The sequence below is a fragment of the Mesorhizobium sp. M1A.F.Ca.IN.020.06.1.1 genome (assembly GCF_004023265.1).
Taxonomy (GTDB): Bacteria; Pseudomonadota; Alphaproteobacteria; order Rhizobiales; family Rhizobiaceae; genus Mesorhizobium.
The window spans coordinates 1-696 of sequence record NZ_RZSR01001601.1 but is presented as its reverse complement, the minus strand read 5'-3'; the positions used below and the strand labels follow the sequence as shown (position 1 = coordinate 696).

Genomic DNA, 696 nt, shown 5'->3' with positions numbered 1-696 from the left:
GCATGATCGTCAATTTCCCGCGCGGCAAGGGCGAAGTCTTCCACGCCGGAAGCTGCGAATGGGTCGCCGGCCTGCTAAGGCAGGACGCGATGGTCGAACGCGTCACCAAGAATGTTCTCGACCGCTATCTCGGAAAGTCCTGACATGCCGACACCGGAAGTGCAGCCCTCGCCTGAAGCCGAAGCGCGGCCGCCGTCGCATTTGTTCTATCTCTCCAGCCTGCGCCGGCCACTCGTCGACTGCGCCGAGGGCATCTATTTCTGGACCAAGGACGGCCGCCGCTTCATCGATGGTTCGAGCGGACCGATGGTCGCCAATATCGGCCATTCCAACCGCAACGTCCTCGACGCCATGAAGCGGCAGATGGACAAGACCACCTTCGCCTATCGGCTTCATTTCGAGAACGAACCGGCGGAAGAACTGGCGCGGGCACTGTCTCACAAGCTGCCCGAAGGCATGGACCGCATCTTCTTCGTCTCGGGCGGCTCGGAAGCGACCGAATCCTGCATCAAACTCGCCCGGCAATGGGCGGTCGCCACCGGGCAGCCGAAGCGCTGGAAGGTGATCACCCGCTTCCCGTCCTATCACGGTGGCACGCTGGGTTCGCTCGCCATCACCGGCGACGACGCGCTTGCCGAGACTTTTACGCCATTGATGCGGGTGATGCCGACGGTGCCGGCGCCGGCCGCCTGGCGC

1 protein-coding gene is annotated in these 696 nt (G+C 63.8%); it reads left to right on the top strand.

Annotated features, from left to right (window positions below; genetic code table 11):
• Nucleotides 1–144: 144 nt before the first annotated feature.
• Nucleotides 145–696: aminotransferase class III-fold pyridoxal phosphate-dependent enzyme (locus tag EOA60_RS35800; RefSeq protein ID WP_164899915.1), on the top strand; the 552-nt coding region annotated here is incomplete at its 3' end.